At 58.7% G+C, this 24813-nt stretch carries 20 protein-coding genes; 8 read left to right on the forward strand and 12 right to left on the reverse strand.

Annotated elements, in window-relative coordinates; all coding sequences use genetic code 11:
- The first annotated feature begins 106 nt into the window (after window positions 1-106).
- The gene (locus FHU41_RS08200) at window positions 107-361 is read left to right on the forward strand and encodes a hypothetical protein (protein ID WP_179389213.1); all 255 of its coding nucleotides are present in this window, start codon (window positions 107-109) and stop codon (window positions 359-361) included.
- Here the strand turns inward: FHU41_RS08200 and FHU41_RS08205 are convergent.
- Window positions 341-1855, reverse strand: a complete 1515-nt coding sequence (locus tag FHU41_RS08205) for an APC family permease (RefSeq protein ID WP_179389214.1) — start codon at window positions 1853-1855, stop codon at window positions 341-343. The genes FHU41_RS08200 and FHU41_RS08205 overlap by 21 nt on opposite strands.
- Window positions 1856-1968: 113 nt before the next feature.
- The gene (locus FHU41_RS08210; RefSeq protein ID WP_246279580.1) at window positions 1969-3429 is read right to left on the reverse strand and encodes an FAD-dependent oxidoreductase; all 1461 of its coding nucleotides are present in this window, start codon (window positions 3427-3429) and stop codon (window positions 1969-1971) included.
- A 103-nt stretch (window positions 3430-3532) separates the two neighbouring features.
- On the opposite strand from FHU41_RS08210, the gene rarD reads away from it, so the two are divergent.
- Entirely contained in the window at window positions 3533-4486 is a 954-nt protein-coding gene (rarD, locus tag FHU41_RS08215; protein WP_179389215.1) for an EamA family transporter RarD, read from the forward strand.
- 48 nt (window positions 4487-4534) lie between these two features.
- Here the strand turns inward: rarD and FHU41_RS08220 are convergent, their stop codons facing one another.
- The 4 genes from FHU41_RS08220 to FHU41_RS08235 all read right to left on the reverse strand — a co-directional run bounded on the left by FHU41_RS08220 (window position 4535) and on the right by FHU41_RS08235 (window position 10059).
- A complete protein-coding gene (locus FHU41_RS08220) occupies window positions 4535-5857 on the reverse strand; it encodes a hypothetical protein (RefSeq protein WP_218847183.1) in 1323 nt (440 codons plus the stop codon).
- A gap of 405 nt (window positions 5858-6262) precedes the next feature.
- Complete coding sequence (locus tag FHU41_RS08225) at window positions 6263-7138, reverse strand: universal stress protein (protein ID WP_179389217.1); 876 nt, start codon at window positions 7136-7138, stop codon at window positions 6263-6265.
- A gap of 90 nt (window positions 7139-7228) precedes the next feature.
- Window positions 7229-8587 carry a 4-aminobutyrate--2-oxoglutarate transaminase gene (gene gabT / locus FHU41_RS08230; RefSeq protein ID WP_246279581.1) on the reverse strand — a complete coding sequence of 453 codons (1359 nt, stop codon included), beginning with the start codon at window positions 8585-8587 and terminating at the stop codon, window positions 7229-7231.
- Window positions 8588-8628: 41 nt separating this feature from the next.
- Window positions 8629-10059 carry an aminobutyraldehyde dehydrogenase gene (locus FHU41_RS08235; RefSeq protein WP_179389219.1) on the reverse strand — a complete coding sequence of 477 codons (1431 nt, stop codon included), beginning with the start codon at window positions 10057-10059 and terminating at the stop codon, window positions 8629-8631.
- Window positions 10060-10219: 160 nt separating this feature from the next.
- On the opposite strand from FHU41_RS08235, the gene FHU41_RS08240 reads away from it, so the two are divergent.
- Complete coding sequence (locus FHU41_RS08240; RefSeq protein ID WP_179389220.1) at window positions 10220-11662, forward strand: PucR family transcriptional regulator; 1443 nt, start codon at window positions 10220-10222, stop codon at window positions 11660-11662.
- Between the two features lie 22 nt (window positions 11663-11684).
- Here FHU41_RS08240 and FHU41_RS08245 read toward each other — a convergent pair whose 3' ends face one another.
- Window positions 11685-13124 (reverse strand): FAD-dependent oxidoreductase, encoded by a 1440-nt coding sequence (locus FHU41_RS08245; RefSeq protein ID WP_179390368.1) that lies wholly within the window; start codon window positions 13122-13124, stop codon window positions 11685-11687.
- A 36-nt stretch (window positions 13125-13160) separates the two neighbouring features.
- Window positions 13161-14411, reverse strand: coding sequence for a uroporphyrinogen-III C-methyltransferase (gene cobA / locus FHU41_RS08250; protein WP_179389221.1), 1251 nt, complete (start codon window positions 14409-14411; stop codon window positions 13161-13163).
- A gap of 194 nt (window positions 14412-14605) precedes the next feature.
- Between cobA and FHU41_RS08255 the strand changes: the two genes are divergently transcribed.
- On the forward strand, window positions 14606-16675 hold the full coding sequence (locus FHU41_RS08255; protein ID WP_179389222.1) for a PhoX family protein: 2070 nt from the start codon (window positions 14606-14608) through the stop codon (window positions 16673-16675).
- Window positions 16676-16873: 198 nt separating this feature from the next.
- Here the strand turns inward: FHU41_RS08255 and FHU41_RS08260 are convergent, their stop codons facing one another.
- The 4 genes from FHU41_RS08260 to FHU41_RS08275 all read right to left on the reverse strand — a co-directional run bounded on the left by FHU41_RS08260 (window position 16874) and on the right by FHU41_RS08275 (window position 21801).
- A complete protein-coding gene (locus tag FHU41_RS08260) occupies window positions 16874-17809 on the reverse strand; it encodes a carbohydrate ABC transporter permease (RefSeq protein WP_179389223.1) in 936 nt (311 codons plus the stop codon).
- Window positions 17799-18713 carry a carbohydrate ABC transporter permease gene (locus FHU41_RS08265; protein WP_425503319.1) on the reverse strand — a complete coding sequence of 305 codons (915 nt, stop codon included), beginning with the start codon at window positions 18711-18713 and terminating at the stop codon, window positions 17799-17801. The genes FHU41_RS08260 and FHU41_RS08265 overlap by 11 nt, the downstream gene beginning before the upstream one ends.
- Window positions 18714-18847: 134 nt before the next feature.
- Window positions 18848-20155 carry an ABC transporter substrate-binding protein gene (locus tag FHU41_RS08270; protein ID WP_179389224.1) on the reverse strand — a complete coding sequence of 436 codons (1308 nt, stop codon included), beginning with the start codon at window positions 20153-20155 and terminating at the stop codon, window positions 18848-18850.
- Between the two features lie 338 nt (window positions 20156-20493).
- Window positions 20494-21801, reverse strand: coding sequence for a helix-turn-helix transcriptional regulator (locus tag FHU41_RS08275; protein ID WP_179389225.1), 1308 nt, complete (start codon window positions 21799-21801; stop codon window positions 20494-20496).
- Window positions 21802-21963: 162 nt separating this feature from the next.
- On the opposite strand from FHU41_RS08275, the gene hxlB reads away from it, so the two are divergent.
- The 4 genes from hxlB to FHU41_RS08295 all read left to right on the forward strand — a co-directional run bounded on the left by hxlB (window position 21964) and on the right by FHU41_RS08295 (window position 24725).
- Complete coding sequence (hxlB, locus tag FHU41_RS08280) at window positions 21964-22551, forward strand: 6-phospho-3-hexuloisomerase (protein ID WP_179389226.1); 588 nt, start codon at window positions 21964-21966, stop codon at window positions 22549-22551.
- A 70-nt stretch (window positions 22552-22621) separates the two neighbouring features.
- The gene (gene hxlA, locus FHU41_RS08285) at window positions 22622-23245 is read left to right on the forward strand and encodes a 3-hexulose-6-phosphate synthase (protein ID WP_179389227.1); all 624 of its coding nucleotides are present in this window, start codon (window positions 22622-22624) and stop codon (window positions 23243-23245) included.
- Window positions 23246-23466: 221 nt separating this feature from the next.
- Window positions 23467-23682, forward strand: coding sequence for a hypothetical protein (locus FHU41_RS08290; protein WP_179389228.1), 216 nt, complete (start codon window positions 23467-23469; stop codon window positions 23680-23682).
- Between the two features lie 50 nt (window positions 23683-23732).
- A complete protein-coding gene (locus FHU41_RS08295) occupies window positions 23733-24725 on the forward strand; it encodes a glucose-6-phosphate dehydrogenase assembly protein OpcA (RefSeq protein WP_179389229.1) in 993 nt (330 codons plus the stop codon).
- The last annotated feature ends 88 nt before the right edge of the window (window positions 24726-24813 follow it).

The raw sequence follows: 24813 nt of genomic DNA on the forward strand, positions 1-24813 counted from the left end.
TACGTCAAAAGACTTGGATTTAGATTTTTTCCTTGACAAGCGTCACGAAAACCAAGTTAGGGCTACTAATATATGGAACGAACAACTTTTTGCAGGAGATAATCCCTTGACCGACCTTATTGAACAGACCATTGCGCCACGACACTTCCACCCCGAAGCTAAGGCCAAACCCAAATTCCAGCTCCGGCCGGTGCACGCGGCAGCTGCCCTGGCAATCCTGGCGGCAACCTTCATGATCGCCACCATGGTGCTCTTGCTGGGCAGCTTAATGCTGGGGATGGGTCTTTACTGGTTGCCCATGTTCGCTGCCGCAGCAATCTGTGCCGCCGCTGCGGTCTGGCTAACCGCCAAGTTCCACTGAGTCGAGTTCTTTTTCGGCGCGCAGCTTCTGCTCGCGCCCAAGGCGTGAATTCCGGCGACCGTAGCTGAAGTAGAACGCCAGGCCCAAGGCCAGCCAGACCACAAAGAAGACCCAGGTTTGGGTGGCCAGGTTGAACATGAGGTATGTGCACAGCACCGCCGAGAGCACCGGTATCACCGGGCCGAAGGGAACCCTGAAGGACGGCTTGAGGTCGGGACGCTTACGTCGCAGCACCAGAATGCCGATGCTGACCATGACGAAGGCCGACAGTGTCCCGATATTGATCATCTCGCCTAGCAACTCGATGGGAGTGAATCCCGCCAAAATAGCCACCAGGGCACCGCAGATGATCTGGGTGCGAGCCGGGGTGGAACGTTTTTCCGAGGTGCGGGATAGTGTTCGTGGCAGCAGCCCGTCTCGGCTCATCGCCATCGAGACCCGGGCAAGACCCATCAAAAGCACCATGATCACCGTGGTCAGGCCAACCAGCGAGCCCAGGGCGATCACCACAACGGCCCAGTCGGCACCGACTAGCTGGAAGGCTGAGGCGAGCGAGGGGTCCTCAGCCTGAGCCAGTTCCGTATAAGGAACCATTCCGGTTACCGTCAGGGTCACCAGAATGTAGAGGACAGTCACCACTCCCAGGCCGGCAAAGATGCCCCGGGGCAAGGTCTTCTTGGGATTCTTGACCTCTTCAGCACTGGTGGCGACCACATCGAAGCCGATAAAGGCGAAGAACACCAGCGCAGCACCCGAAATCACTCCGGTAAAGCCGTACATCGCTGGCGTCGAACCGGAGAGGAAGGACAGGAACGGCTGTTCAGCCCAGTTCGAGGAACTCGTTGAAACCGGTTGGCTCGGCGGCACAAAGGGAGTGTAATTCTGCGCCTTGACGTAGAAGAGCCCCACCACGATCACGAAGAGCACGATCGCAATCTTGATCACGGTAACCACATTATTGACCCGAGCGGACAGCTTGGTGCCCAGCACCAGGACCAGGGTGAAAATGGCGACCACGATGAGCGGTCCCCAATACAGGGTCAGGCCAAAGACTGGAACCTCCGCGGGCAAGGGAATATTGATCGCTTTGAGGAAGTCGGAAAGATAAACACCCCAGTATTTGGCGATCACCGAGGCAGCCATTAATAGCTCCAGGATCAGGTTCCAGCCGATAATCCAAGCCATTAACTCGCCCATGGTGGCGTAGGTGAAGACATAAGCGCTGCCGGTCACTGGCATTACGGTGGCAAACTCGGCGTAACACATGATCGCCGCCGCGCAGGTAATAGCAGCCAAGATAAAGGAGACCGTGACAGCGGGCCCGGCGTTATGGGCGGCTGCCTTGGCACCGACCGAGAAGATGCCCGCCCCGACTGCCACCGCAACGCCCATAATCATTAGATCCCAGGTACTCAAGGATCTCTTAAGAGTGCGTCCAGGTTCCGCCGAATCAGCGATGGATTGTTCAACGGACTTCGTGCGCATCAAACTCATGTACTTGCCTTTTTTCGACGGTGGCCTGGGGCCGACTGACCAGATCACCCTAGCCAAATGCCCGTCGATGCGTCCTGACGTTACGCCGCTGTCTCGAATCCTGAGACAACGGCCTAGACCGCGGCCCCGCCCCGGCTGGCTCGAATCATGTCCTCACGGGGAACGACTTTAATCCGTTCGCGAACCACCGGTCGCCCTTCCAAGGTGCCGCGCCCCTGTTGATTCCAATGATGTCCGAGGTTTTTTTCGTGGGTGTCCAGGGCATGCCAACCTTCCCACGTCGTGTACCGGACACCACGAGCCTCTAACAAACCCGTAATCGCATCCTCACCCGGTACTTCAGCAACCGGCAACCCCTCCAAATCCTCCAACACACACGTCACGGTCTCCAAAGCATCACCCTTCGTATGACCAATCAACCCCACCGGACCACGCTTAATCCACCCCGTCGCATACAAACCCGGAACAGGTTTCCCCTCCGCATCCAACACCCGACCGCCCTCATTAACCACCACACCACGACCGGCATCAAACTCAACCTCCGGCAACGCCGAACCGAAATACCCAATCGACCGATAAACAGCCTGCACCGGATACTCCAAAAACTCCCCTGTACCCCGAGCATTCCCGGTGCCATCCAACTCAGTCCGCTCAAACCTGATCCCAGTAACCACACCACCCTCACCCAGGACCTCCACCGGATTATGCAAAAAATGCAAATGCAGTCGACGCGACGCCCTCGACTCCTCCGGCTGCTCCACCAACCAATTCGTCAACGTATTCACCATCGTCTTCACCTGATTATTACTCCGAATCGCCTCATCCGAAGCCTCATCAAACTCAAAATCCTCCGGATACAAAATGATGTCAACATCACGCGAATGCGAAAGCTCACGCAACTCCAAAGGAGTGAACTTAATCTGCGCCGGACCACGACGACCAAAAACATGCACATCCGTCACCGGCGAACCCTTCAACCCCGCATACACATTCTCCGGAATCTCCGTCACCAACAAATCATCAGCATGCTTAGACAACACCCGCGCCACATCCAACGCCACATTCCCATTACCCAACACCGCAACCTGCTCAGCATCCAACGGCCACTCCCGCGACACATCCGGATGCCCGTCATACCACGAAACGAAATCAGCGCCCCCAAAAGAACCCCTCAACCCGATACCAGGAATATTCAACGCAGCATCATCCACCGCACCCGTAGCAAAAATCACCACATCATAATGCTTCCGCAAATCAGCCAACGACAGATCAACACCATAATCAACATTGCCAAAAAACCGGATATCCCCACGATCCAACACCTTATGCAACGCCCCAATAATGCCCTTAATCCGCGGATGATCAGGAGCAACCCCATAACGAATCAACCCAAACGGCGCCGGATACCGATCAAACACATCAATACTCACCACCAACCCACCACTCTTAACCCGCTCAGACTTCGTCAACAAATCCGCCGCATACACACCAGCAGGACCACAACCAACCACCACCACCCGCACAGGACGAGACCAAGAGCTGAACACCAGAGTTCCTTTCGGATAGACAGCCAAGCTGAGCACCAGTCTAGGACTCCGCTTCTGCCCTGCAGCAATCCCTAGGAGAGACGCCCCACACCCGCTGGTGTTTGCCGTGCGCAAGTGATGTTATTGCTGTGTGCCCCGTACCGAACTCTCGACAACTATTCCTCAGCCGCTCTCCGAAAAGTCCGGACTCGGCATTGCCTACGGCGCAGCCGCCTACTGCTTGTGGGGCCTGTTACCCCTGTACTTCGTTTTGCTCAAGCCTGCTGGCGCCGTCGAAATTGTTGCTAATCGGGTGCTTTTTTCGCTGTTCTTCTGCACCCTGCTACTCAGCTTCACCGGCGGCTGGCCCGCCGTCATTAAGGTCTTCCGTAGTGCACGGATCGCGAGCACCTTAGCAATTGCCGCCGTCTTGATAGCGATCAACTGGCTGACCTACACCTATGGGGTGACCAGCGGACATGCGATAGAAAGCTCACTTGGCTACTTCATCAACCCGCTGGTTTCCGTGCTGCTTGGCGTGCTGGTACTGAAAGAGAAGCTGCGGCCGTTGCAGTGGATCGCAGTGGGCATCGGCTTCGCTGCGGTGATTGAACTCACCGTGGCTTACGGCCAGTTGCCCTGGATCGCGCTCGTGCTTGCCTTCAGCTTCGGCATCTACGGTTTCGTCAAGAAAAGAGTCGGTCCAGAGGTCAACGCGGTGACCTCACTGAGCGTAGAAACCGCGTTCCTGGCTCCCGTTGCGGCGGTCGTGATGGTAGTTCTTGCAGCCGACGGCGCAGCCACCTTAGGCGCTCAAGGCGCCGGTCACTTCTGGTGGATGGCCGCATCCGGGGTGATCACCGCCGTACCGCTTTTGTTCTTCGGGGCTTCGGCTCGGCGCCTGCCGATGACCACCATCGGTCTCTTGCAATACTTTGCACCTGTGCTGCAGTTCCTAATCGCCGTGTTGTTCCTCGGTGAGGAAATGAGCCTGGAACGCTGGATCGGCTTCTGCATAGTCTGGTTGGCTCTGCTGATCCTGACCGTCGATATGCTGATCGCCTTCCGTCGCAACACTATCCTGCGCAAAGCTTCGGCTGCGTAGTTCCAGGTTGGCTCCTCGCTCAAGGGTCCCTTGGCGGACTTCTCGATATTAGTTCTGGTGTCGACCCCTACGAGATGTCTTATTGAGAGCTAAGAGCGCAACGCCGATTATGAGGGTGAGCGCTGCGAAGGCCAAATAGCTCGTAGTTCCATTCGAGCCAGTATTCGCAAGACCTTCCACGGGGGTTGAGGTTGGGCTAACCGGGTCTGATTGAACCGGCGCGAGCGTTCCGGTTGTGGCCGGAGCAGTACTGGAAGTCGGAGTATCGACAGCTGATGTGCTCGATGTGGGAGTGCTTGTGGTGGGAGTACTGGTGGTGGGGGTGCTGGTCTCCGCGGCGCAGCTCGCACTGCCGGGCTGATAGGTTCCGCTTAAGTTCGCGGTGTTGGTGTAGCTTGCACCGCTGACGTAGCTTCCCTCGGCAGATCCGGTGTAGTTGATGACTACGCTGCTCTTCGCTGGCATGGTGAGTTGGTAGGTCATGGTGTGTGCCGCCGGATCCCACAATCCAGCATCGATAGTCACTGCAACGGGATAGTTATTATCGACTCGCCATCCCGGGGCGGGGTTTGAAACCGTGAAGACGGGCGCATTAATCGCAGCATCCAGGTGCAACACCCACGTCACTTGGGAGATTGCTTCGTCTGTGGCTAGTACAAATCGACCGTTAAGAGTGGCGTCACCAGGAGTAGAGCTAGCGGTAGCCCAACCGTCTATTCCAAACTTGCCGGGATCTCCGAAAGACGGTTGCACTACCTGGCTGCGGGTCACATCAGGAATACCTTTGCTTCCGTCCGTCACTGTCGAGGTTGCGTCCGTCACCCAGGAAACTTTGCAAGCTGCTGAGTTGTTACCAGAGGTTGAATTCGGAGTACTGGCGCAGGTTCCGGTGCCGGGAGGGAACGCGCCAATCAGCTGTCCGGTTGCTACCGAGTTTTCACTCAGCACGGTGCCCGCAGGGACGGTTCCACTAAACTGCACCACCACACCGGTGTGCGCCGCGAGGTCGCCCAGAGTAACCGTCCAGGTCAGTCCGTCTGGGGAAACGGTGTGAGTGATAGTCGGGTTAGTCCAGGTGTAGTTGCTATAGGGAGTGCCCCAGGCGGCAATATTGGCACCGGAAGTCAAAGCGAAATTGGTGCCTCGCGGGATGGTGAAGGTGAGTTGTGCGCCGGTGATTGGGGCATCGGTTGAGATGGGGATCCGCCAGTTCACGGAGGTTGGCTGCGAAGCTACCAATGGTCCGGTCGGTGTAGTGGTTTGATACCAGTGATTGATCTCGAAGATCCCAGTACCGCCGTATTCTGGCCGAACTTCCTTGATATACCCGCCATTGCTGTAATCCACGGCGGCACCATTGAGGCCGGTCATGAGGTTGGGGTAGCTAGGATCTTGGTCGGTGAGATTAGTGTTCATCACCGATGATGCAGTCCAATTCGCCACGCACGCGGTGGAGTTATCGCCGCTCACGGTCCCTTTATTAGTGGCCCAAGCAGGCACCGCACCCAAGATGCCAAGTAAAAGTAATCCAAGAATTGCAGTTAAACCAACTGATAAACGCCGGAACATATTACTCCCCCAAATACTTGTGCAACCCCCGAAGCCGGAGCCGATGGCTGAAAGCAACCAACACCCCTCGATATCCGCTCGTGGCGGCGAATATCGTTTCATATCCTATGGCAGGAGCTCGTCGATGTTAACAGCCAAAAGAAACAAACGGGAAAGTGACAGCAAAAAGGGTGGTGCCGGATTGGCACCACCCCTCTATAGAGCTCTTTAGCCCAGCGTGTCGAAGCGCTCGTAATCGCGAGGAACCACAATCATCGGCACCGGCAGCGCACGGAGCACCTTATTCGCGGTGCTGCCCAGGAACAGAAGGTTTTTCTGCGCCAATCGGGAAGATCCGAAGATCACCAATTCGCCGTCGTCCCAGCCGATAGAATCGATCGCTTCCTCGATACTCCGCCCGTGTGCCAAGGTCGCGGTGGCCTGGCTCTCGGAAAGCTTGGCGGCTGCCTGTGCCAACACCGTATTGACGTGCTGGCGGGCCGGGCTGAGCGGATTGTCCAGCTCGAATTCTTCTTGTTTAAGCTCGTCGAGTTCCAGCAGCGAAACCAGCCGCAGCGGCAGACCGCGCCGGGCCGCCGATTCGATGGCTACGTCAATGGCCTCTTGGGCGCCCTGCCGGGTGCCCACCATCAGAGTGAGTCGGCTGAGCCCTTCCTTGCGCTGATAGCCCCGTGGCGCCAAGGCCACCGGGACCGGGGAGGCGTGCAGCAGACTGTTGGCGATAGAACCAACGGTGAAACGCTTGAACAGCCCGTTGCTGGCCGCGCCGATCACGATGAGACCGGCCTCGTATTCGGTCGCCGCTTCAATCAGCCCGGTGGCAAAGGACTCCGCTTCCCGGACATGGAATTCGGCTTTCACGTCCTCCGGAACGAGTTTGAGCGCCTTACCTCGGGCAATCAGCACCGCCTGCTCGCTGGGGCTGAGCATCTCGCCATCCGGGGTCAAGGAGACATAGGGCGTGTCTTCATTGAACACGTACACCACATCGAGTTGAGCATCCTGGGTCCGCGCAATCGCCGCCGCTAGGGCAATGGCATCGGCTCCGCGTTCATTGGGGGTATAACCAACCACATATCGCATAAACGAACCTTACCTGTAATTCATTATTGCTGTCTGGCGTTTCCGCAGCTTTTATCCTACGGAAACGCCAGACAGCCTAGTTAGTTAGGCTCAGGCGGCGCGGATCGCCGCTTCCAGCACGTCCAGGCCGTCGGCGAGCAATTCCTCACTGATCACCAGCGGCGGCAGCAAGCGCACCACATTTCCGTAGGTTCCGCAGGTCAAGATCACCACACCCGCCTGCAGGCAGGCAGCCGCAATAGCCTTGGTGGCTTCCGGATTCGCTTCCTTAGTGGTGTGCGCGGTCCCCGGCTTGACCAGTTCGACGGCGAGCATGGCACCACGGCCACGCACCTCACCGATGATGCTGCTCTCGCCAAGTTCTTCCGTCAAGGTGCGCAAACGAGCGAACACGATGTCCTCGATCCGCTGAGCCCGCGCGTTCAGATCGTACTCTTCCATGCTGCGGATCGCGGCGAGCGCGGCGGCGCAGGCTACCGGGTTTCCGCCGTAGGTACCGCCCAATCCGCCGGGGTGTACGGCGTCGAGCAGCTCGGCGCGACCGGTGACCGCGCTGAGCGGCATGCCTCCGGCAATGCCCTTGGCCAGAGTGATCAGATCAGGTACCACGCCTTCGTGTTGGCTGGCGAACCAGGCGCCGGTGCGGCAGAAGCCGGACTGCACTTCATCGGCGATAAAGACGATGCCCTTTTCCTTGGCCCAGGCGGCCAAAGTGGGTAGGAAGCCTTCGGCCGGAACGATGAAGCCGCCCTCGCCCTGGATCGGTTCGATCAGGATGGCGGCCACCTGGTCACCACCGATCTGCTTCTCGATCATAGTGATGGCGCGACGGGCAGCGTCCTCGCCCTTGATCTCGGCTTCCTCACGGTAGGGGTAGCTCATCGGCACCCGGTAGATCTCGGGGGCGAAGGGGCCGAAGCCGGTCTTGTACGGCATCGCTTTCGCGGTCAGCGCCATGGTGAGGTTGGTGCGGCCGTGGTAGGCGTGGTCGAAGGCCACTACGGCGTCCCGCCCGGTGGCGAGCCGGGCGATCTTGACCGCGTTCTCCACCGCCTCGGCTCCGGAGTTGAACAGCACGGAACGCTTTTCGTGATCGCCAGGGGTCAGCCGGGCGAGTTCCTCGGCCAACTGCACGTATCCCTCATAGGGAGTGACCATGAAACAGGTATGCGTGAAATGGCTGGCCTGCTCGGCAATTGCGCCAACCACGGCGGCGTCCGAGGCACCTACCGAGGTGACCGCGATGCCGGAGCCCAGATCGATAAAGGAGTTGCCATCCACATCGTGAATGATTCCGCCATCGGCATCCGCCACATAGACCGGGACGCTAGAAGCCACACCAGCGGCGACTACCTTCTTCCGGCGCTCATTCAAGGCAGCGGACTTGGGGCCGGGAAAATCCCCCAGCACGCGTCGCTTCTGCTCAAGCCGGTATTCAATTTCTGCCATCATGGTGCCTTTCATTAAGAAGTCGTGGGAAGCGCTGAGGTTTAGGCGTCGAGTGCCGACATAACGTGTTTGATCCGGGTGTAGTCCTCAACGCCATACATCGAGAGGTCCTTGCCATAACCGGACTGCTTGAAACCTCCGTGTGGCATTTCGGCGGTCAGCATGATGTGAGTGTTGATCCAGACCGCGCCGAAGTCGAGTTCCCGAGATACTCGCATGGCAGTACCGTGATCGGTGGTCCACACCGAGGAGGCCAGCGCGTATTCGACGTCATTGGCCAGTTCGATGGCTTCTCCTTCGGTACTGAAGCTCTGCACGGTAATCACCGGGCCGAAGGTCTCCTTCTGCACAATGTCATCGCTCTGCTTGACGTTGGCAATCACGGTAGGGGCGTAGAAGAAGCCCTTCTCCCCCTCGCGGTGCCCGCCGGTGACCACGGTGGCGTAGTCCGGAAGGGATTCCACGATCTTGACCACCTGGTTGAAGTGATTTACGTTATTGAGCGGTCCGTAATAGTTTTCGGTATCGTCCTGGCTGCCCGTGTGCAAGCTCTCCGCCGCGGTTTTCAGGTAGCCCAGGAATTCCTGCTGAGCCTGTTCCTGGATCAGCACCCGGGTAACGGCGGTGCAGTCCTGCCCGGCATTGAAGAAGGCGAACTCGGCCAGCGCCTGAGCTGTTTTGGCAAGATCTGCATCCGCGAAGACGATGGCGGGAGCCTTACCTCCGAGCTCCAGGTGGGCGCGTTTGAGCCCAGCGGCAGCACCGGTTGCCACCGCGATACCGGCGCGAACCGAACCGGTGATAGAAACCATCGCGGGAGTCGGGTGAGCCACCATAGCGGCTCCGGTTCCACCGTTGCCCAGAACCACATTGAAAACACCAGCCGGGAAGATGTCCTTGATTAAATCGGCCAATACCAGGGTGCTCTCCGGGGTGGTGTCGGAGGGTTTGAGCACAATGGTGTTGCCAGCGGCCAGCGCCGGGCCGATCTTCCAGATCGCCATCAGCAAGGGGTAGTTCCACGGCGTTACCTGGGCAATGACCCCGACAGGTTCCCGGCGGACGTAGGAGGTGAAGCCCTCCATGTACTCTCCAGCGCTCTTGCCTTCCAGCAGGCGGGCCGCGCCGGCGAAGAAGCGGATCTGGTTGGCTCCGGCGGCCACCTCTTCATCGGCGATCAACTGCTTGACTTGGCCGGTGTTGCGGTGCTGAGCCGCAACTAGCTCATCGCTTCGCGCTTCCATGGCATCGGCGAGCTTGAGTAGCAGTAGCTGGCGCTCGGAAGGCGTCGTACGCTTCCAACTCTTGAACGCGCGGGCTGCCGCAGCCATGGCGTCATCAATATCGGCCTGCCCGGAAATCGGGGCGCTTGCGACGATCTCTTCGGTCGCCGGATTGACGATATCCAAGGCGCCGCTTCCGGTTGGCGCACGGAATTCGCCGTCGATGAAGTTCTGCAAAGTGTTGACCACGGTGTCCAACCTAACTGGGTACTTGGTTCATTGCGGATCGGGGATTTCAGCTACTCCTGCGAGCGTAAGTGACGCAAGGCTTCGGTCGGAATGGATGAATGCACTATCAAATTACGTATCATTAGTGCGTTTGTATAGTTGAGCCCGGTACATTGGAGTCATGTCCATTACCCTCCGCACGCTGCTCGATGATCCGAGCTTAGCCCTGAAAAATCTCGGTTCGGCGGCCAAGACCCTAGATTCTGCCATTGCCTGGGTTGCGGTGACCGAATTAGAGAATCCTCAGCCTTTTCTGAGCGGGGCAGAATTGGTGCTGACCACGGGCGCGCGACTGAATACCGCGGCCGCGCAGCGGGTTTTCGTCCGACAGGTGCAGCGCTCCGGGGCGGTAGGCATCGGTTTCGGCACCGGGCTGGGTCATGACAGTGTTCCGCAGGCATTGCTCGCGGAAGCAAATCGCTGGGCCGTTCCGGTGTTAGAGATTCCCTATCAAACTCCCTTCCTGGCAATCGGCAAGCTGGTAGCGGACGCGCTCAGCACCGAGCATTATGCGAAGCTTGAGGGCTTGCTGGCCGCGCATCAATTGTTGGTCCAATCGCTTCTCAGTAGTTCCGCCGGCAATGGCGGCGGCTTGGCCTCCCTGCTGGGGACGCTGCGCACCATGGTGGGGGCCGACGTCGTACTGGAACAGTTCCACGCCCAGATCTTCAGCAGCACCCCGGGCAGTGTGCCGGATGATGATCATTGGTTGCCGGTTCCAGTGCCAACCGGAAAGCGCGATGCGTGCACACTGTGGCTGCGTAAGCCTTTCCGGGACAACGGAGTGGTGGATTATGCGAAGAGTCTGGTCAGCGTTGAGCTGGCGAATCAAGTGCAGCGACGGCAGGACAGCAGGCAACTGGCCGGACAGGTTTTGCAAGATGTGCTGCGGGGTGCGCTCCCGGAAGCCGATATTGCGGCTCGGTTGCGCGGAGTTCAGATCGACCCCTCGGCCAAGAATCTGATCCTGCTGGTCACCGCCCCGGAGCGAAAGCGCTCGGTGCTGGCGGGCATGGTGCTGCCACCCGCTTTTGACGCCGGGATCGCGGCCGTGGTTGAGGACGAGCTACTAGTGGTGCTTCCAGCATCCGGGCTCAACGCCGTTAGCCTGGCCGGAAAACTGTCCCGTTATTTACACGGTGCCGGAATCCCCGCCTCGGTGGGCATCGGCGGCGCCTATGCCCAAGCCAATGGCTTGCGCTGGAGCTACTTCGAAGCGCGCGAGGCAGCTGGGCGCGGGCTGGAGGTCAATGAACCCGAGCGACTATCGCTAACCTCGCTATTGCTGGCCAGTGAGGACGTTCCGATGGCTGATATGGCCACAGAAACGCTTGGACCGCTAGTACAGTTCGACGCCGAGCACGGCTCCGAGTTAATGCTCACCTTGGAGAGCTACTTACAGCTCAATGGTTCACTGGCTGCGGTGGCTGATTCACTCTCGCTGCACCGCAATACGGTGCGCTACCGGCTCACCCAGATCGCGGAACTGACCGGATTCGACCCTGCCACCACGGCTGATCGGGTGCAGCTCTGGTTAGCACTTTCGGTGCGCCGGCTGTCCTGAGCGCACCGAGCTTCGGTGGCTGCTAGACCTTGGCCTCAATGGCGCCGGAAATCTGCACCATCTCTTCGCGGGAGACTACCTTGACGCGTTCCCGGCTCAGTTCCAGGCCGAGGGCGTTCGCATCGAAGTTCTCGCCGAGGGTTTTTTCGTGGGTGTCCAGGGCATGCCAACCTTCCCACGTGGTGTACCGGACACCACGAGCCTCTAACAAACCCGTAATCGCATCCTCACCCGGGGCTTCAGCAACCGGCAACCCCTCCAAATCCTCCAACACACACGTCACGGTCTCCAAAGCATCACCCTTCGTATGACCAATCAACCCCACCGGACCACGCTTAATCCACCCCGTCGCATACAAACCCGGAACAGGTTTCCCCTCCGCATCCAACACCCGACCGCCCTCATTAACCACCACACCACGACCGGCATCAAACTCAACCTCCGGCAGAGCCGAGCCGAAGTACCCGATTGAACGATAAACAGCCTGAACCGGGTACTCCAAGAACTCCCCCGTACCCCGAGCATTTCCGGTGCCATCCAACTCAGTCCGCTCAAACCTGATCCCGGTAACCACACCACCCTCGCCCAGGACCTCCACCGGATTATGCAAGAAATGCAAATGCAGTCGCCGCGACGCCCTCGACTCCTCCGGCTGCTCCACCAACCAATTCGTCAACGTATTCACCATCGTCTTCACCTGATTATTGCTCCGAATCGCCTCATCCGAAGCCTCATCAAACTCAAAATCCTCCGGATACAAAATGATGTCAACATCACGCGAATGCGAGAGCTCACGCAGCTCTAACGGAGTGAACTTAATCTGCGCCGGACCACGACGACCAAAAACATGCACATCCGTCACCGGCGAACCCTTCAACCCCGCATACACATTCTCCGGAATCTCCGTCACCAACAAATCATCAGCATGCTTAGACAACACCCGCGCCACATCCAACGCCACATTCCCATTACCCAACACCGCGACCTGCTCAGCATCCAACGGCCACTCCCGCGACACATCCGGATGCCCGTCATACCAGGAAACGAAATCAGCGCCGCCAAAAGAACCCCTCAACCCAATACCAGGAATATTCAACGCAGCATCATCCACCGCACCCGTAGCAAAAATCACCACATCATAATGCTTCCGCAAATCCGCCAACGACAGATCAACACCATAATCAACATTGCCAAAAAACCGGATATCCCCACGATCCAACACCTTATGCAACGCCCCAATAATGCCCTTAATCCGCGGATGATCAGGAGCAACCCCATAACGAATCAACCCAAACGGCGCCGGATACCGATCAAACACATCAATACTCACCACCAACCCACCACTCCTGACCCACTCCGACTTAGTCAACAAATCCGCCGCATACACACCAGCAGGACCACAACCAACCACCACCACCCGCAAAGGACGATCGGCGGTGCCGCGTTGAGTCGTTTCAATCAGGTTCGACAAGTGGGTTCTCCTTATGAGTACAGCTGCTCAGCGGGCGGTTTGTGCCGTGGGCTGAGGAAGGGTCAATCGAAAATCGCTGGGCGCGAAGGGGCTAATCCGCACTACATCTCCAACCACGATGACGGCTGGCGAGGTGACGCCGATGGTTTCCGCCTGGTCTGCGATGCCGCCCAAGGTGCCGATCGTGATGCGCTGCGCTGCCCCAAAACCATCTTCAATGATAGCAACCGGGCAGTCTTCGCCTCGCCCCTTTGTGGTCAAACTCACCGCAGAACGGCGCAGGGTGGAGACCCCCATCAGGAGCACAACCGTGTGATCGCCGCCCGGAGGAACTTCCTCTAGATCCTCGTGAGCGGAGACAACGGTGAACCCCCTGGCTAAGCCTCGATGGGTCACCGGAATGCCGGCGGCAGCCGGGACCGAGATCGCCGAGGTGACCCCGGGGACCACTTCAACCTGGATGTCGTTTTGACGGCAGAACTCGGCCTCTTCGCCGCCTCGGCCGAGTACATAGGGGTCTCCGCCTTTGAGTCGGACCACCCGCTTTCCAGCCCTAGCCTCACGAACCAGGATTTGGTTGATCTCGGCTTGTGGAACGGGGTGGTGGTGGGGGCTCTTGCCCACCTCGATAATCTCGGTGTCTTCGCCCAGTTCGGTGAGCAAGCCACGGGGTCCTAGCCGATCCGCAACCACGACGTCGGCCTCTGCCAACAGCTTTCGGCCGCGAACCGTGATCAGGTCCTCGGCTCCGGGGCCACCGCCCACAAGCGACACGCTTCCTTGATGTGGACGGTGATGTTTGAAGGCAGAGGTGCCGATTTCACCGGTTTCCAGCCCGCTGGCGATAGCCTTGCGCAAGGCCACCGCACGGCGCGGATCTCCCCCGGCGTTAACGGCCACGGTGACATCGTCAATCCGAGCGACCGAAGGGGTCCAGGCCGCGGAGTTCTCATGATCGGTTGCGTTGACGCACCAGATCCGCTGCTCCTCGGCCTCAATAGCTACCCGTTCATCCACCTCGGTGTTTCCGGTCGCAGTCTGTACAAACCAGCTACCACTCAGATCAGCGCTGCGATAGCTGCGGGCTCGCCAAAGCAGCAGACCGGCGTCGTGCAGCTGCTTGAGTTCTTCGCTCACTTCGGGAGCTACCACGGTGACGGAAGCCCCGGCGTCAAGCAAGCCCTTAGCTCGTCTGGTGGCCACCGCACCGCCGCCCACCACGAGCACCGGCCGGCCGAGCAGGCGCAGCGAGATCGGATAGAGGTCCCGAACAGTCATGGATCGACTGTAGTTTTGCGTTCGACACTTCAGCGAAACAGTGTGACATAGCAGTTCATCTGGGGTCATCCTGCGTCATCTTCCTCGCTCAGGCCCTTCACAGAGTTCACCTAGGATCCACCTGGAGGTCACCGGGATGATTCGCTGGTCTTGCAGGCTGGGGTTCAGACACATCAACCGAAGGAGTTTCGAAGATGTCCGAATCGACCCGCACCCTGCTACCGATGGCCGAGCTAACGAGGGGCAAACGTAGCCCGGTGACCTGTCAGCTCAAATGCGATAACGCCTGCGCTGGCGAGGTGTGCAATACCTCCGCCAATGCCTACTTCCGAGACATTGCTGGGGCTGCCCTGGGTCGCCGTCAGCTCCTCGGCTTGGGCGCGGCAGGGGCGGTGACGCTCGCTCTCGGAGCCGCACCGCAGAACGCGTCCGCGGCCGCACCGACCAGCTCACTCTTCGCTCAGTCTTGGCACTCCTCGCCCCTGAGTTTTACGCCGATTGCCCCGGTGGACCGTCTGGTGGACGAGCTGACCGTGCCCGCCGGATTCGCCTGGAAGCCGGTGATTCGCTGGGGCGATCCCTTGTTTCGGCGCTCCCCCGAGTTCAATCCAACGCAGCAAACCGCGGCAGCTCAGAAACAGCAGTTCGGCTATAACAACGACTACACCGATATTGTGGAGCTTCCGGGCAGCAAGGGGCGGCGAGCTCTCCTGTTCTGCAATCACGAATACGTGAATCCGGCGATCATGTTCCCACCGAATCTGGACCCAGCCGAAGCCAGAGCGATCACCCGGGCCGCGCACGGACTCAGCGTGGTGGAATTGCGCAGATCCCGCCGCGGAACTCCCTGGCAGTATGACCGCAATGGCCACCTGAACCGACGCTTCCTAGACACCACGAAATACTCCTTTACCGGTCCGGCAGCGGGGTCCTCGCTCTTGAAGACGGTGGCCAGCCCCAGAGGCAAGACTGCATTGGGCACGCTGGGTAACTGCTCCGGTGGCACCACACCTTGGGGCACCATGCTCTCCGGCGAGGAAAACTTCAACGGCTACTTCGTAACTCCCGGAACCAGTGCGAGCGATCAGCGCTACGGGCTCACCTCCAAGGCCACGAACAACGGCTGGGAACTGGATGAGCCGCGTTGGGATACCCGGAATCCGGGATATCAGAACGAGGTGAATCACTTTGGCTGGATTGTCGAGGTAGATCCCCTCGATCCGCAAAGCACCCCGCTCAAGCACACCGCGATGGGCCGCTTCAAGCATGAGGGTGCCAATGTCATCCTGGCCGAGGACGGTCATGTGGTGGCTTATATGGGCGACGACGAACGCTTTGACTACCTCTATAAATTCATCAGCAAGTACAAGTATCGCCCCGGCGACTCTGCGGCGGCTCGAGCCTGGAACAAGAAACTGCTCAACGAGGGCGATTTGTTCGTCGCCCGCTTCGAGGGCGACTCTGCGACGGAGATCGATGGCTCCGGAAAGCTTCCGAAGGATGGTCGGTTCGACGGCGGCGGGCAATGGATTCCACTGACCCGCAACGGAGCATCTGTGGTTCCCGGGCTGAGCATCGACGAGGTCTTGGTTTACACCCGGCTGGCGGCGGATAAGGTGAACGCCACCAAGATGGATCGTTGCGAGGATGTGCAGCCCAGTCTGTCCACCGGGAAGATCTATGTGGCCTGCACCAATAACACCAATCGGGGCAAGGTCGGTTTCGCGGCCGCCGACGAAGCGAACCCGCGCAACGAGAACCGGGACGGGCACGTCGTGGAGATCACCGAGCGTGGTGGGCAGACTTCCGGGCGCTTCGACTGGAACTTGCTTTTGGTCTGCGGCGATCCGGCCAAGAACAATGCGACCTACTTCGGCGGTTTCCCTAAGGACCAGGTTTCGCCGATTTCCTGCCCGGATAATCTAGCCTTCGATTCGAAAGGGGATCTGTGGATTTCCACCGACGGAGCACCCTCGACCATTGGTTTCAACGATGGTCTCTTCAAGGTGACCTTGTCCGGCCGCGAGCGCGGGAGGGTGCAGCAGTTCCTCTCGGTACCGCGGGAATCAGAAACCTGTGGTCCGATCGTGCACGATCAGGATGGTCTGGTCTTCGTCGCGGTGCAGCATCCCGGCGAGGAGGGGAGCTGGGCGGCACAGCGCTCGGCCTTCCCCGATTACGTTGGACCCGGTCAGCGTCCCAGGCGGGGCGAAGCTGCCCTACCCCGGCCCTCGGTGGTACAGGTTTTCCGCGGCAAGCGGTGACCCGGCAGCCGTCGTCCCCTGCCGTCCCGCAGGCTGTCGTCCCCGTCCTCCCGCAGGCTGTGGTCCCCGCCGTCGTCGCGATAGTTCATTAGCTTCGGGATAGTCCGCTGTCGGGCCAGCAGGCTATCCCGAAGTCATTGGGCTATCCTGAGCCGGCTAGCGGAACGTCTGGTTAGCGGCGCTTCTGGTTAGGGGCGTTTATTTGATGCCGGTGGTGGCGATGCCCTTGAGCAGGAACTTCTGGCCGAACAGAAAAGCGATAAAGACCGGCAGTAAGGACACAATGGACATCGCAAACATTGCGCCCCAGGAGCTGGAACCGGTGGAGTCGATGAAGTTGCGTAGTGCCACCGGGACGGTGAACATGTCCGGATCTGTCAGATAGATCAGCTGGCTAAAGAAGTCGTTCCAGGTCCAGATGAAGGTGAAGATGGTGGTGGTCGCCAAGGCCGGAACCATCAAAGGCAAGATGACTTGGAGAAAAATCCTCGGATGGCCGGCGCCGTCAATACGCGCTGCCTCATCAAGTTCCCGAGGAATGCCGCGGATGAACTGGACCATGAGGAAAACGAAGAACGCATCCGTTGCCAGAAGTTTGGGCACGATGAGCGGCCAGAAGGTGTTCACCCAGCCGATCTGGGAGAACATAATGTACTGCGGCACAACCACTACGTGGAACGGCAGCATGATGGTCAACAACATGGCTCCAAAGAACCACTTCTTGCCCTTAAATCGAAGACGGGCGAAAGCGTAGGCTGCCATCGAACAGGACACCAGATTGCCGATAATGGAGCCGAGCACCACTATTGCGGAGTTCAGCAAGTAGGTGGAGAACGGTTTGGCCAGGGCATTCCAACCGTCGGCGAAGTTGCTGGTTTCAAAGGTCGTCAGCCAGATGCCAGGCGCCCGGAAGATCAGGTCGTTGGGCCGCAGCGAGGAGGCGATCATCCACAGCAGTGGATAGATCATGATTAACGCGGAGATGATCAGCAACGTGTGCTTGAGGATGGTGCGGATCCGGATCTCTGTGCGGCTTTTGGAACGGTGCACCCGCCCCTTTGTGGGCTTGTTACCTCGCGTCTCTTTTTTCCTCGTTGGAACGGGACTTGGTGAAGGCTGGGCTTCAGTCGTCATAGAACACCCAGAATTTTGCCGCATAGAAGTTGATGGCCGTGAACGCGCCGATGATCAGCAGGAGCACCCAAGCCATCGCTGAGGCGTATCCCATATCGAACTGGCCGAAACCTTTTTGGTACAGATACAGGGTGAAGAACATCGTGGAATCGGATGGCCCTCCGTTGCCTCCGGAAACGATAAAAGCCTGGGTAAAGGATTGGAAGCCGCCAACAATCTGGAGCACCAAGTTGAAGAAGATGATCGGGCTCAGCAAAGGTAGCGTGATGCGGAAGAACTGGGTGAGCTTGCCGGCGCCGTCGACCTGTGCCGCCTCGTAGTACATGGTCGGAATCTGGCGCAGCCCTGCGAGAAAGATGATCATCGGGCTACCAAAGGTCCAGATGTGTAACAGGATGATGGTGCTCAATGCGGTGTTGGGGTCAGAGATCCAGCCCGGGCCCTGGATCCCCAGCAGGGACAGGAATTGGTTTACCAGCCCCGCGGTACCAAAGATCTGCTTCCACAAAATGGCGACGGCGACCGAACCACCCAGGAGGGAGGGCAGGTAGAACACCGAGCGATAGAACGGCAAGCCACGGATGCCGCGGTCCAGGACCATTGCGACGAGCAGAGCCAGCGCGAGTTGCAGCGGGACACCCACCAGCACATAGCTGAAGGTGACGCGTAGAGAATTCAACAGCCGGGTGTCTTGAAACATCCTGATGAAGTTGTCGAAGCCTATAAATTTTGGAGCCTGGAGAAGGTTGTAGTCGGTGAAGGATAGGAACAAGGAAATCAGCATCGGCCCCAGGGTGATGGCCACCAAGCCGAGCAGCCAAGGGGCAAGAAAAATCAGTGCAGCCTTGGTGTCACTGCGATCGGTTTTGGACCCGCGGCCCTTGAGTTTGCCCAGCCCCGACACATCACTCACCGAGTCTCCAGCTCGGTAGAACCAAGCGCAGAGCACTTTCAGCACCCCTGGACGGTGGCAATTTCATGACTTCCTAACTCGGGCCCGGGGACCATCAATGGAAGGTGGGAATGGAGATTGGGTAGCTATTTGGCGGCGGAGCTAATGAGCCCCTCAATCTCTGCCTTGAATTCCTTGGCGGCGACGGCAGGGGTTTTGCGGTTGAACAGCACATCATCCAGATAGCGCAGCGAGACGCTACTGAGTGTTCCGGTGCCCACCGGGGGAACAGAAGGGGTGAAGGATATCTCTGGCTGGATTGCCTTGAGGAAGTCGCTGGCCGATTTATCCGTGGGTTTGAGCAGCGGGGCGATGGCTTCCTGGAGCTTAGGGTTCGAAGGGATGCCCCGGTCGGTGAGCTGTATTTTGGCTGCTTCGACGTCATTCAGGAGGTAGTTGATGAACTTGGCTGCTTCTTCCGGATGTTTAGTCCGTCCCGATGCCGACCAGAGCATGGAGGCTTTGAAATACATCGAAGCCTTAGCCGCAGATCCGGCGAGGCTTGGCACGCGCAAGATCTTGATGTCATCGCCCGTGGCGGCTGCAAGTGCACCTAGCTGGCTGGTCCATGCCCAAGACATGGCCAGCTGCCCCGTGCCAAACAGTGTTTGTTCCAGGGCCGCATTAGCGTCCTCGGAGTTGAGCGATGCGGACGGACCTGCTTTGGCTTCGCGTTGCTTAAGCAGTCGTTCGTAAAACGCCGAGAGTGTGCCTTCGGTAAAGCCAAGCTTTCCATCTTCGGTGTAGAGAGATTCGCCATTTTGGCCAAACCATACCGTCAGAGCATCGTCCGTGCCTCCGTAGGCGGAGCCAAATACCTTGGGCATCTTGGCCGCAACAGCAGCTGCCGTAGCGATGTAGTCATCCCAGGTCCACTTGGTGTCGTCCGGGATGTCCACACCGGCTTCCTTGAAAATCCGGGTGTTCGCCATCACCACATAGGCGGTCTGGCCTGCACTGATGCCAAATTGTTTGCCGTCTACCTGGCCTGCCTTTAGGGCGTCCTGAGTGATCCCGCTGGTGTCAATGGCCTTCTGCCCGGACAGGTCTAAAAGCGCGCCGCGTCCTCCGTATTCGGCAAGGTACTGCTGGTCCATCTGAATGATGTCCGGCATCTCATTTCCAGCGGTCTGGGTTGCCAATTTGTCCCAGTAACTGCCCCACACACCGGGCTCCGCACCAAGCTTAATCTTGGCATTGGCCGCAGTGAACGCCGCGATCAGCTTTCCGGTGCTGGTGTTACGGACTTCATTGCCCCACCAGGCGAAACGAAGTGTGACCGTGCCATCTGTGTTGGTCCCTGATCCCTGGGTACCGCAGGCGCTCAGAAAGCCCAATGCGGCTACGCCCAGTGCAGCCTGTCCTAGTTGGCGGCGACTAATTTGAATCGACATTGATCCTGCTTTCCTGCCTGAAAGTCGGTGAACGGTTGGGAGTTACGAAAACGTTTTCTCCGCGACGTTGTTGGCCTCACTGCTGACAAGACAGCAGCTGAGACGTGGCGTGTTATTTCTAGGATGATTGGAGAATATATCGAGCCCCCTCCGAGCCGCGCGTTACGGGGGTCTCGTCCCTACTACGCATCCCGAGCATCGGCACTGCCAAGCTGTTTGGAAAAATCGACAGTACCGGAAGGTGAGATACGTCCTCTGCCCCCTGAGATTTTTGACACTACATGCCAGAGAAACCTAGCCACAATTATTAAGAGGTGTTTTGTTCCGTGTGCGGGGTGTTAGCGCAGTCCGTGGCTGTGTGCCAGAGCAATTGCTTCGGTGCGGGATCCGACGTCGAGCTTCCTGAATAGATTCCGCACGTGGAACTTGACCGTGTTCTCACTAATACCCAGAGTTGAAGCAATCGTCCGGTTACGCTGCCCAGCGGCAAGATGCTGAAGAACCTCAAGTTCCCGCCCACCTAAATTCCAGCCAGCAACATCCCCGGCTAAGGGAGCAGGCGGGTCCAGCGGAAGTGTCACGAAAACATCCGCACCCCAATTCGGCATCACCTCAATCTGTAAATGCCCCGCCAGCGCCTGAACCCGACGGTCCAATCGAATAATGTTCGGCGCATCAGGAGCGAGTGCACCACGCCCATCGTCACGAACATTGATCAGCAAATTCTCGCCGTCACAGTCCCACTGGGTCCGAACCCTACTCACCTCAGGCTGCTCAATCATTGCTAGCAAAAGTCCCCGAACAATAGCCCGCGCCGCATGAGCAACCTCCCCCGGCAAATCCCTACCATTCCGCGGTGGTTCAATGAACTCAACCTCAATGCCGCTAAAACGAGTGAGCGGTCGAAGATCCTCCCGCAAACGCTCGAAAGCGGTAGCAACAGGCTCTTTCACCAAATCATTCGTACGATCGCTAAGGGTGCGAAGCCTGACCAAAGCCTTAGCCGTAAGATCAGTAACCGCCGCACGCACCGCCGCATCATCCAAAGCGGATGAATGCAAAGCAGCCAAAAGAGTTTCCAAGGTCGTGGAGTGCAAATCGGTCAGCTCCGCGGTCACCCGGACGCGCTCAGCCGAAGCCGCTCGAGATTCCAATAAATACGACGGCGGCGCATCAGCCACTTTCTCCCGAATCCGCCGGGCAGCAATACCCCACAAATACCTCACCAGATCCAAGCCAGCCTCGTCCTCCTGGCCAAAGGGCTGAGGGTCAGTCAGCACCAAAAGCGCCTGGCTAGGAGCATGTTTCAGAGCCAATACCGGACGGAGCGGACCCGCGATCTCGGCCTCCCCGAACCAGGGCTCTTCCTCCGAAAGAGTCGCTCGAAGCGCGTCAAGCTCCGCAATGGAAACCCGGGCAATAATCTCCTCATCGCCCGCCTTCTTCTGCGGCCGCCCCGTGCAATCTTCGGTGAAAATAACCAACGCACTGCTTCGCACATAAGGGAACGTCGCATCACGTAATCGCTCGGCTATCTGGCTCAAAGGCGCATCAGCCAACGCCTCCACCGCCCGCAAAAGGGGCCAAGGCACCTCCAAAAGAGACGCACTGGACTTCTTCAAAGACTGACTGGTTACTGCACTCATGCCGAAAGTGTACCCGCAGCAAAACAACCCACCCAATCCTTAAGGGTAGGAAGAACCATCAGAAAATAGCGTTACCCCTACCCCTTCGATCCGAAAGGATAAATATCAACCAGAAAATATTCCAACGGCCACCCCGGCCAGCACCCAACGAAAGGAACAACCGTGAATCCAACAATTACGGTGAACAGTATTCGAGACGACTATGTCCGCAATCTGTCTCTCGTCAGGGACGAGATCGCGGACACGGCAGACAAAATCGACGAAAATCAGGTGGCTGCACTGGCGGTCCAACTTGGCCAGCCGGGTCGGCTGTTCGTTGCGGGAGCTGGCCGGAGCGGGCTGGTCCTGCGGATGGCTGCGATGCGGCTGATGCACCTGGGGATGACCGTACACATCGCCGGTGACACCACAACCCCCGCTATCGGACCCGGCGACCTGCTCTTGGTGGCTTCCGGATCTGGAACGACCTCGGGAGTGGTCAAGTCAGCGGAGACCGCAGCGAAGGTCGGAGCGCGCGTTGCCGCGTTTACCACCAACCCGGATTCGCCGCTCGCGGCACTTGCCGATTCGCTAGTGATCATCCCCGCTGCACAGAAGACAGACCACGGATCCAATGTTTCCCGGCAATACGCCGGATCCCTGTTCGAACAAGTGCTGTTCGTCGCCACCGAGGCCCTATTCCAGACGCTGTGGGGGAACTCCGATGAACCCGCCGAAGAGCTCTGGCTCCGGCACGCCAACCTCGAGTAATCCGAGCTCGATTAATCAGAGCCTTCACTTTCCACATCAACCGCAGTTCCCTACAGAAAGAAAAAACATAATGAAACTCCAAGTAGCTATGGACCTCCTCACCGTCGAAGACGCGCTCAAATTGGCCGGTCAGGTCGCCGAATACGTCGATATCATCGAACTCGGCACCCCGCTGATCAAGGCGGCTGGCCTCTCCGCCGTCACCGCCGTCAAGAATGCGCACCCGGACAAAATCGTCTTTGCCGACATGAAGACCATGGACGCCGGAGAACTTGAAGCGGACATTGCTTTCAAGGCTGGCGCGGACCTGGTTACCGTGCTCGGCACGGCCGATGACTCCACCATCGCAGGTGCGGTCAAGGCTGCCCAGGCTCACAACAAGGGCATCGTGGTTGACCTCATCGGTGTGGCTGATAAGGCCACCCGGGCCAAGGAAGCCCGTGCGCTGGGCGCAAAGTTCGTCGAGATGCATGCTGGCCTTGACGAGCAGGCTCAGCCCGGCTTCGATTTGAAGGGATTGCTCAGCGCCGGTGAGGCAGCTCGCGTTCCGTTCTCCGTAGCTGGTGGCGTGAACCGCAGCACCATCGAAGACGTACAGCGTGCAGGCGCGGACGTCGCCGTCGCCGGCGGTGCCATCTACGGTGCAGCCGACCCGGCTCAGGCCGCAAAGGAACTTCGCGACGCGATCGTCTAAGCTTCGCACCGCTTAGTCGCGGCGTCCTGCAACTTAGCAGTGCGCCAATTTCAGGACTGCAGCCCCCGTCACTCGGGGGTTGCAGTCCTGAAATTTCTTCCCAGCGTGCCTACAGAGGGACCGCCACACACACCAGCCAGTCCTGGAGTGGAGTGGACCGCCCTCCAGCACCGGGAAGGGTTGAACGGTGCCCGATTCCCCCCGAGAGGAAGTCCCTCATCATGCAAACTGAGTCCATCGAACACCTGGAAGTTCTGATCACCGAACCGAGCCGGCGTCAAGAACTGCTCGACAACGCGGAGGCTGAGCTCCGGCAAGTAGCAATGACTCAGCATTTGGCTGGCATCTTAATTACCCGCCATCATCCCGGCCGGTACACGATTTCGCTTAACGACTCAGTTCCCTTTGGGGAAACCCGCGAGCAGATACTCTCATGAACGCCGGTCGATGAACCACTCACTCGCGATGGAAGAATCTGGAAAAGGCAATGATAGTAGAGCTACCCGGCACCACGACCACAAAAATCTCTAAAAAAATCGTCTCCCTGCGAGAGCGGGGCGGCGTGACCGCGCTAGGACGCGTGCTGAACCTGGTGATCATCACTCAGAAGGGGCAGGAAGAGGAAGCCATTACGGCAGCCAAGGACGCCAGCCAGGAACGCCCGGTCCGGATCATCGTACTCGTCGATGCTGGAGCGGAGGCTCCGAACCGGCTCGACGCTCAGATCCACGTTGGTGATGGCATCGGCGGCTCGGAAGTGATCGTGCTATACGGCTATGGCGAACTTGCCGAGGAGAGCCTGTCGCTCGTCTCCGCGCTACTGCTACCTGACGCCCCGATTGTGGCCTGGTGGTCGCACCGGGCCCCAAAAAATGCTAGCGAGACCTCCATCGGCCGCATCGCCCATCGGCGTATCACCGACTCAGCCAAGCAGGACGAACCCCAGACAGCTCTGAAGGTCATTCGGGACACCTACCGACCCGGCGATACTGACCTGGCTTGGACCAGGCTGACCAACTGGCGGATCCAGCTCGCCGCAGCTTTGGACCAGGTCGACGGCGCTCCAGTCACCGCCGTCACGATCGAAGGAGCCTCCGAATCTCCCAGCGCGATCCTGCTCGCGGCATGGCTCACCCTGACTTTGGACGCCCCGGTCACCGTCGTCGAGGACCCTGCCGTTGCCGGAATTCGATGTGTTCGGCTGTCCCGAGCCTCCGGTGATATTCGACTCTATCGCCCTGGGCTTACCGTCGCCGAACTCACCCAGCCCGGCCAGCCCACCCAAAGCATCTCCTTGCCGCGCCGTACCTTGCTGGACTGTCTGACCGAAGAACTACGCCGTCTCGACCCCGACCGAGTCTTCGGCGAAACCGTTTGCAGCCTTGGTACTTCTAAAATGCATCCACAAATGCGGCTAACTCTGACTGGTAGAGCTGCGCCCAGAGGTGAGCGGGACAGTTTGCCACTGATCGCCAAATAGGCGGATCAGAACCGCAATGGATCCGGTGTTGGTGTGGGTTGTTAGCGAACCCCATCTCCCCCGACCCAAATCATTCCTCCGAAAGAGT

Source organism: Psychromicrobium silvestre (assembly GCF_013408295.1).
GTDB classification, from domain to species: Bacteria; Actinomycetota; Actinomycetes; order Actinomycetales; family Micrococcaceae; genus Renibacterium; species Renibacterium silvestre.